7 protein-coding genes are annotated in these 7,450 nt (G+C 71.2%); 3 read left to right on the plus strand and 4 right to left on the minus strand.

Annotated features, from left to right (window positions below):
- Positions 1–154: 154 nt before the first annotated feature.
- Positions 155–952 (minus strand): PAQR family membrane homeostasis protein TrhA, encoded by a 798-nt coding sequence (gene trhA / locus ESO86_RS08005; protein WP_129234426.1) that lies wholly within the window; start codon positions 950–952, stop codon positions 155–157.
- A 75-nt stretch (positions 953–1,027) separates the two neighbouring features.
- Here trhA and ESO86_RS08010 point away from each other — a divergent pair, with 75 nt between their 5' ends.
- The 3 genes from ESO86_RS08010 to ESO86_RS08020 all read left to right on the plus strand — a co-directional run bounded on the left by ESO86_RS08010 (position 1,028) and on the right by ESO86_RS08020 (position 4,556).
- Positions 1,028–1,813 (plus strand): isoprenyl transferase, encoded by a 786-nt coding sequence (locus ESO86_RS08010; protein WP_129234427.1) that lies wholly within the window; start codon positions 1,028–1,030, stop codon positions 1,811–1,813.
- Positions 1,814–1,880: 67 nt separating this feature from the next.
- On the plus strand, positions 1,881–2,993 hold the full coding sequence (locus ESO86_RS08015; protein ID WP_129234430.1) for an aminotransferase class V-fold PLP-dependent enzyme: 1,113 nt from the start codon (positions 1,881–1,883) through the stop codon (positions 2,991–2,993).
- A 174-nt stretch (positions 2,994–3,167) separates the two neighbouring features.
- Positions 3,168–4,556: an RNA 5'-3' helicase PhoH2 gene (locus ESO86_RS08020; protein ID WP_242492272.1), complete on the plus strand. Its 1,389-nt coding sequence runs from the start codon at positions 3,168–3,170 to the stop codon at positions 4,554–4,556.
- Positions 4,557–4,639: 83 nt separating this feature from the next.
- Here ESO86_RS08020 and ESO86_RS08025 read toward each other — a convergent pair whose 3' ends face one another.
- The 3 genes from ESO86_RS08025 to ESO86_RS08035 all read right to left on the minus strand — a co-directional run.
- Entirely contained in the window at positions 4,640–6,055 is a 1,416-nt protein-coding gene (locus tag ESO86_RS08025) for a class II fumarate hydratase (protein ID WP_129234428.1), read from the minus strand.
- 58 nt (positions 6,056–6,113) lie between these two features.
- Entirely contained in the window at positions 6,114–6,767 is a 654-nt protein-coding gene (locus ESO86_RS08030; protein WP_207207061.1) for a carbonic anhydrase, read from the minus strand.
- 11 nt (positions 6,768–6,778) lie between these two features.
- Positions 6,779–7,450 (minus strand): DUF4245 family protein (locus ESO86_RS08035; protein WP_207207062.1); only part of this gene is annotated, 672 nt, incomplete at its 5' end.

A 7,450-nucleotide genomic window follows, 5' to 3' on the forward strand; every position in this document is an offset into this window, starting at 1 on the left:
GCCGAGGCCGCGGTCGGCGGCGACACGCCGGTCGAGGACGCGGATGCGTCGCAGGCGGACGCCCCCGCATCCGATGCTCCGCCGGCGGAGCGGGACGAGCGGTAGCAGCCTCGCGCCGGACCCGCGGTCCGGCCGGGTCGACGCGGTCCGCCGGTCAGCCCGTGTGGTAGACGGGGTCGATCGCGATGAGCAGGGTCGCCGTCCAGTGGCACATGAACGCGAGCACCGTGCAGACGTGGAAGATCTCGTGGAAGCCGAAGTGGCCGGGCCACGGGTTCGGCTTCTTGAGCCCGTAGACGATCGCGCCGCCGGTGTAGAGCAGACCGCCGACGATGACGAGCACCATCATCGCCACGCTGGCCTCCAGCAGGTCGCCGAGGTACATCACGGCGGCCCAGCCGAGCAGGATGTAGATCGGCACGTACAGCCAGCGCGGTGCGCCGATCCAGAACACCCGGAACGCGATGCCGACGAGCGCGCCCGCCCAGACCAGGCCGAGCAGCAGCCAGCCCTTCTCCGGCGGCAGCGCCAGGATCGCCAGCGGCGTGTAGGTGCCCGCGATGAGCAGGAAGATGTTCGCGTGGTCGACGCGCTTCAGGATCACCTTCGTGCGCGGCTTCCAGTCGAACCGGTGGTACAGCGCCGAGTTGCCGAAGAGCAGCATCGACGTGAGCACGAAGACCGCCGACGCCCACTTCGCGGGCGCGCCGTCGGCGACGGCGATGAGCACGATGCCGGCCACGATGGTGACCGGGAAGGTGGCGGCATGGATCCACCCTCGCCACGTCGGCTTGACGTCGGCCGGATGCTCCGGGGAGGCGTCGATGAGGGGGAGGTTCGGGATGTCGGGGCCGAGGCGCTCGTCGGCGGCGACCGCAGCGTCGGCGCGATCGAGTTCGGCCGCCGGTCGGTGCAGGTGCTCGGCGACGTCCTCGGGTTCGCGTTGGGTCATGCTGACAGCGTAGGGGGAGCCTCATCACGGCCTGCTGTGAGTGTCCGAACGCGCGCAGGGGAGTAGCGTGGTCGGGTGCAGACGAGCGATCAGCGCCCCGGTCGCGGCCTTCTCTATCGGCTCTACCAGAATCGGCTCCGCCGGGAACTCGACGAGGCGGAACTGCCACGACACGTGGCGATGATCATCGACGGCAACCGTCGGTGGGCGAGGCAGCTGGGCTACGACTCCGCCGTGCACGGCCACCGTGCCGGCGCCGCGAAGATGCGGGAGTTCCTCGAGTGGTGCGACGACCTGGGCATCTCGGTGGTGACCCTCTACCTGCTCTCGTCCGACAACCTGGGCAATCGCACGTCCGAGGAGCTCGCCGACCTCATCGAGATCATCGCCGAACTCGCCGAGGAGCTCAGCCACTACCGCGACTGGCGTGTCCAGCACGTCGGATCGGACGCCGGACTCCCGGTGCCGCTCGTCGCCGCGCTCGACGCCGCGGAGCATCGGACGGAGGGCAAGAAGGGCCTCCACGTGAATCTCGCCGTCGGCTACGGAGGGCGTCGCGAGATCACCGATGCGATGCGCTCGATCGTGGCATCCCACCATGCCGAGGGACGGAGCCTCGAGGACCTCGCGGAATCGCTCACGCCGGAGCTCATCGGGGAGCACCTCTACACCGGCGGCCAGCCCGACCCCGACCTCGTGATCCGCACCTCGGGCGAGCAGCGCCTCAGCGACTTCATGCTGTGGCAGGCCGCGCACAGCGAGTTCTACTTCGTCGAGGCGCTCGGCCCCGACCTCCGCGAGGTCGACTTCCTGCGCGCCGTCCGCGACTACACCCGCCGACACCGGCGGTACGGCGGTTGACGACGCTCACGATCCCATCAGGAGTCTGTCAGGATATGCCTCGGAGAAGGGGGCACCGCACGTGAGCATGGACGACTACCTGGCCGGGTTCGGCGAGGAGCCCGGCTACCTCGACTACGCACGCGTCGGTCCGCTGGCGCGCGTCGCGGCCGAGGAGGCCCTGGCGTTCACGCAGGTGCTCGAGCGCGCCCGTCACGGGAGCATGGACGCGTTCCGCGACCAGGACCGCAGGCTCCGCGACGCGGCATCCGCCCTGACCGGGATCGCCGCCGACCGCATCGTCGCGATCCCGAACACCACGACCGGGCTCATGCATGCGATGTTCGGGCTCACCGGCACGGTGCTGCTCTCGCCGGCGGAGTTCCCGAGCGTGCCGATCGCCGCGGTGCGGGCGAACGAGGCCCTGCACTCGGTGCAGCCCGCCTGGCTCGAGACCGACCACGGCAAGGTGACGCCGGGCCTGATCCGCGACCAGCTCGAGGCGAACGTCGCGGCGGTCGCCGTGAGCCTCGTCGACAGCCGCACCGGGTACCTCTGCGACCTCGAGGGCATCCGGCAGGTGATCGGCGACCGGTTGCTCATCGTCGACGCGATCCAGGGCTTCGGCATCGTCGATGCGCCGTGGGATGCCGCCGACGTCGTCGTGACGGGCGGGCAGAAGTGGTGCCGGGCCGGCTGGGGCACTGGCGTCATGGCCCTCTCCGAGCGCGCGGCCGAGCGGCTCACGCCCGTCTTCTCGGGCTACACCGGCACGGTCGACGACGAGGTGTGGGACGAGGTGCCGCCGCCCGCGCCCGGTGCTCGGGCCTTCCGCGTGTCGAATCCCGACCCGGTCGCCGCCGCCCGCTTCGCCGCTGCGCTCGAGGAGATCGCCGAGGTCGGCGTCGAGGCGGTCAACGCCCGCATGGCCGAGAACGTCAGCCGCGTGATCGACCTCGCCGACGAGTTCGCGGTCCCGGTGGTCAGTTCTCGCGACGAGCGCGAGCGCGCCGGCATCGTCGTGCTCGAGCCCGAACCCGAGCAGGTCACCGTGCTCACCGCGTCGCTGCACAACCACGGGCTCACCACGACGACCCGACTCGGAACCGTGCGCCTCAGCGTGCACGCAGCGCTCGACGAGGAGACCATCGAGATGCTGCGCGGCGCCTTCGTCTCGTTCAACACCGCGGCGGCGTACTGACCCCCGATTGTGAACAGCGGATGTCGCGCCGCGTGTCGAATCTGCGGATGTCGCCGGTCGGACGTACCGTCAGGACATCGGGCAAGGCGCCCGGTCGAGTCGGCTCGTGAACCGCTCGTGGGAGGATCGCCGGCCGGCGCGTGAGCCGAGCGAGAGCTCGGGGCAGGAGCGGTCGTGACCTCTGTCGATCCCATCAAGCCCCTCGGACCGGTCGAGCCGGACGCGCAGCACCAGCGTCGTCCCGGTGCGGCGTCTCCCGGGGGTGCCGCGCAGGACGAACGGACCTACGTGCTGGACACGTCGGTCCTGCTCTCGGACCCGCGCGCCCTGTTCCGATTCGCGGAGCATCCCGTGGTGCTGCCGGTCGTGGTCATCACGGAGCTCGAGGCCAAGCGCAACGACCCCGAGATCGGGTACTTCGCCCGGGCCGCGCTGCGGCTGCTCGACGACCTCCGCGTGCAGCACGAGCGACTCGACTTCCCGATCCCGGTCGGCGACGGGGGGTCCCTCCGGGTCGAGCTGAACCACTCGAGCCTGTCGGTGCTGCCCAGCGGGCTTCAGCTGGCCGACAACGACTCGCGCATCCTCGCGTGCGCGATGAACCTGTCGAACGACGGCGTCGCCGTGACCGTCGTCTCGAAGGACCTGCCGCTGCGCATCAAGGCCGCCTCGATCGGCCTCGACGCCCAGGAGTACCGCGCCGAGCTCGCCGTCGACTCCGGCTGGACCGGCATGGCCGAGGTCGACCTCGGCTCGAACGACATGGCCAAGCTCTACGAGCACGAGCAGCTCGAGACGGCGGCCGTCGCGGGCATGCCGGTGAACACCGGCCTCGTGATCCACTCCGATCGCGGGTCGGCGCTCGCGCGCGTGGTCGGCGACCGGGAGGTGCGGCTGGTCCGCGGCGATCGCGAGGCGTTCGGCGTGCACGGCCGTTCGGCCGAGCAGCGCCTGGCCATCGACCTCCTGCTCGATCCCGAGGTCGGGATCGTCTCGCTCGGCGGCCGTGCGGGAACCGGCAAGTCGGCGCTCGCGCTCTGCGCGGGACTCGAGGCCGTGCTCGAACGGCAGCAGCACAAGAAGATCATGGTCTTCCGACCGCTGTACGCAGTGGGCGGCCAGGAGCTCGGCTACCTGCCCGGCGACCAGGGCGAGAAGATGAACCCGTGGGCGCAGGCGGTGTTCGACACGCTCGGCGCGCTCGTCTCCGACAACGTCCTCGACGAGGTCGTCGACCGCGGCATCCTCGAGGTGCTGCCGCTCACGCACATCCGAGGCCGGTCGCTCCACGACGCCTACGTGATCGTCGACGAGGCGCAGTCGCTCGAGCGGAACGTCCTGCTCACCGTCCTCAGTCGCGTCGGGCAGAACTCGCGCGTCGTGCTCACGCACGACGTCGCGCAGCGCGACAACCTCCGCGTCGGCCGCCACGACGGCGTCGCGAGCGTGATCGAGACGCTGAAGGGACATCCGCTCTTCGCCCACATCACGCTCACCCGGTCGGAGCGGTCCGCGATCGCCGCGCTCGTCTCCGAGATGCTCGACGGCGCCGACCTGGCCTGACACCCACCGACCGGACGAACGACGGCCCCGGAACCGCGAGGTTCCGGGGCCGTCGTCGACTCCTGCGAGCGGACGCCTCGGGCTCAGCCCTGCTGCGGCGGACGCGTCATCGAGAGCAGGTCGAGCGCGACGTCGAGCTCGGCCTCCGTCAGGTCTCCGCGCTCGACGTGACCGAGTTCGATCACGGCCTCGCGGACCGTGATGCCCTTGGCCACCGAGTGCTTGGCGATCTTCGCCGCGGCCTCGTAGCCGATGGCCTTGTTGAGGGGCGTGACGATCGAGGGCGACATGCCGGCGAGCGCCGTCGTGCGCGCCTCGTTGACCCGGAGGCCGTCGACGGTCTTGTCTGCGAGCACCCGCACGGAGCTCGAGAGCAGGCGGATCGACTCGAGGAGTGCGGTGCCCATCACCGGGATCTGCACGTTGAGCTCGAACGACCCGGAGGCGCCGGCCCAGGCGATCGTGGCATCGTTGCCGACCACGCGCGAGGCGACCATGAGGACGGCCTCCGGCACGACGGGGTTGACCTTGCCGGGCATGATCGACGAGCCGGGCTGCAGGTCGGGGATGAACAGCTCGCCGAGCCCGGTGTTCGGGCCCGAGCCCATCCAGCGCAGGTCGTTGCAGATCTTGGTGAGGCTCACGGCGATCGTGCGCAGCGCGCCCGACGCGTCGACCAGGCCGTCGCGGTTGGCCTGCGCCTCGAAGTGGTCGGCGGCCTCGGTGATCGGCAGCTCGGTCTCCTGCTGGAGCAGCTCGATCACGAGCTGGGGGAAGCCCGCCGGCGTGTTGATGCCCGTGCCGACCGCGGTTCCGCCGAGCGGCACCTCGGCCACCCGGGGGAGCGCCGTGCGGACGCGCTCGATGCCGAGGCGGATCTGCCGGGCGTAGCCGCCGAACTCCTGCCCGAGCGTGACGGGCGTCGCGTCCATGAGGTGCGTACGGCCGGCCTTGACGACGTCGGACCACGCCTCCGCCTTGGCCTCGAGGGCCACCGCGAGGTGATCGAGCGCCGGGATGAGGTCGTCGATGAGCGCGGCGGTCACGGCGATGTGGACCGAGGTGGGGAAGACGTCGTTCGAGGACTGCGAGGCGTTGACGTGGTCGTTCGGGTGCACCGCGCTGCCGAGCTTCTGCGTCGCGATCGTCGCCAGCACCTCGTTCATGTTCATGTTCGAGGACGTGCCGGAGCCGGTCTGGTACACGTCGACCGGGAAGTGCTCGGTGAAGCCGTGCGTTCCCGCGATGACCTCGTCGGCGGCGTCGGCGATCGCCTGCGCGAGCTGGTGGTCGAGGACCCCGAGGCGGGCGTTGGCGAGCGCCGCGGACTTCTTGATGCGGGCGAGCGCCGCGATCTGGGCGGGCTCGAGACCGGAGCCCGAGATCGGGAAGTTCTCGACCGCGCGCTGGGTCTGGGCGCGATAGAGCGCGGCTGCGGGGACCCGCACCTCGCCCATCGTGTCGTGTTCGATCCGGTAGTCGGCGGCGTTGTCCACCACGGTGTGCTCCCCTTCGATTCGGAACGTGCGGCGCGGCGGTGGGATGCCGCCGGCGGCGTCAGATGCGACCGACGACGACGTCGGTCTCGGCGCGGCCCTCGAGCAGGCGGTAGTTCGCGCCGACGACAGCCAGCGTACCCGCTGCGATCGCGTCGCTGATCACCTCGGAGCGCTCGAGGAGCTGCGACACGGCGTTGCGGAGGTGCTCGCGCCCGACGTACCCGGCGTCGAGGTCGTCGGGCGCGATCGGCCCGTCGTCGACCCCGGCGACCTTGCGCACGGCGGGCACGATCTCGTCGACGATGCCCCGGATGTGAGCGGGCAGCGGTGCGGCGTCCTCGGCCTGCGAGTCGATCGCGGCCCGCACCGCACCGCACTCGTCGTGGCCGAGCACGAGGATGAGCGGCACGCCGAGGACGGCGACGGCGTACTCGAGCGAGCCGAGCACCGAGTCCGAGGGCACCTGTCCGGCGTTGCGGACCACGAATGCGTCCCCGAGGCCGACGTCGAAGATGATCTCGGCGGACAGGCGCGAGTCGCTGCAGCCGAAGATGGCGACGAGCGGGCGCTGGTGGTTCGCGAGCTCGGTGCGGCGGTCGACGTCCTGTCGGGGGTGCAGGGGCGTTCCGGCCACGAACCGGGCATTGCCGGCGCGCAGCTCGCGCCACGTCTCGGCGGGGGTGGTCGGTCGTGCGGGTGCGGACTTGCTCACGGCCGCTCCTCTCAGCGCTGTGCGTCGATCGTCGGCGCGAGTGCGCCGACGAGGGTCTCGAACTCCTCGGGGGTGGCGGTGCCGAGCAGCACGAACGTGCTCTCGCCCGCCTCGGTCACGAGCCCGTAGCGCGCGTTGCCGACGTCGGCGTCGGTCTCGCGGTTGTCGTAGACGGTCCACTCGACCCCGTCGATCGTGACGACGCCGGTGGCGATCGTGTTCTTCAGCAGCTCGGCGGTCCAGGTCGGGTTCGCACCGAGCCCCTGGTACAGCCCCGCGTACTCGTCGCTCGGCGTGAGGTAGCCCGCGTACCACGAGGTGATGCCGTCGGCGTCGCGCGTGCGGAGCTCTGCGGCGTTCGACTGCCACCCGGAGGGCAGGTCGGGCACGGCGAGCGGCGGGTCGATGCCGACCTGCGCCTGCGCGGCGACCGCGGCCACGTCGATGTCGCGTTCGATCGGGGTGTCGCTGCGCGGGACCAGCAGGACGATGAGCGCGACGACCGCCACGCACGCCAGGAGCGAGCCGACGAGGTTCCGCAGCGTCTGCCGTTCGCGGTGCTTGCGGGACTGCTCGGCCCGGCGGTCGGCCGTCTCCTGCGGGGTCTCGGGGCGGCCGAGTTCGGCGACGACCCGCGGGGCGCGCGCGGCCATCAGGCCTCGCCGCCGTCGAGGTCGCCGGAC

Source organism: Agromyces binzhouensis (assembly GCF_004135055.1).
Classification (GTDB): Bacteria; Actinomycetota; Actinomycetes; order Actinomycetales; family Microbacteriaceae; genus Agromyces; species Agromyces binzhouensis.

Coding starts and splice junctions, on each gene's coding strand:
- trhA (WP_129234426.1), bottom strand. CDS start 952: ATGACCCAACGCGAACCCGAGGACGTCGCCGAGCACCTGCACCGACCG.
- ESO86_RS08015 (WP_129234430.1), top strand. CDS start 1,881: ATGGACGACTACCTGGCCGGGTTCGGCGAGGAGCCCGGCTACCTCGAC.